This is a genomic window from Brachyspira sp. SAP_772 (assembly GCF_009755885.1).
In the GTDB taxonomy this organism is placed as follows: Bacteria; Spirochaetota; Brachyspiria; order Brachyspirales; family Brachyspiraceae; genus Brachyspira.
Window position 1 is genome coordinate 1 of the sequence record NZ_VYIX01000174.1, and the last position, 702, is coordinate 702.

Annotated in this window: 1 protein-coding gene and 1 pseudogene; one reads left to right on the top strand and one right to left on the bottom strand. The window is 25.4% G+C overall.

Features of this window, described 5'->3' with window-relative positions; all coding sequences use genetic code 11:
* A pseudogene (locus tag GQX97_RS15130) lies at positions 1-176 on the bottom strand (suppressor of fused domain protein); the annotation flags it as partial.
* 340 nt (positions 177-516) lie between these two features.
* Here GQX97_RS15130 and GQX97_RS13350 point away from each other — a divergent pair.
* A partial coding sequence (locus GQX97_RS13350; RefSeq protein WP_304488836.1) for a carbamoyl-phosphate synthase domain-containing protein occupies positions 517-702 on the top strand: 186 nt, incomplete at its 3' end.

Here is a 702-nt window from a genome sequence, read left to right on the forward strand (position 1 = left end):
TTTCCTCTGTAAATACTTATTCCGTAAAGAGGGTCTTTTCCGCCTAGCATATAACTTATTATAGGTCTGTAATGCAGAGGTTCTTTTTGTTCAGGATATATTTTCTCAAATGTTTCTGTGATAGCGTCGAAACCTGATGTATTTATCTCTTCGTTTAAATCTTCATTACTCATCATTTTATTCTCCGAATTATTATGTTAATTATTATAAAATACAGCATAAATAATAATTTTTCAAGGCTTTTATTAAAATATAAATAATTATTATTTAATTTATTTTGTTTTTATAAAAAATGATTGTAATATTAATTATATATGTTATAGTTGTTGAGAATAAAAACAAATTAAAACAAGGTTATGATTTTTAAACGATTTACAATAAAAAATATTCTGCGAATTAAGCAGTTTTATAATAATCTTAGAAAAAGATTGGAGATTGACTTTCGGTTGATTTCCAATCTTTTTTTTATTTCAACTAAAAATCTAAAAAAAATTTAGAATAATAGGAAGGCAAAATTTGAAACGTTATTTAATACTTGAAGACGGAAGTCATTATGAAGGCATTGGTTTTGGTGCTGATAATTTTAAAATAGGTGAATTAGTTTTTAATACATCTATGACAGGTTATCAGGAAGTGTTATCCGACTTATCATACTGCGGGCAAATAACTGTTATGACTTATCCTTTAATAGGAAATTATGGC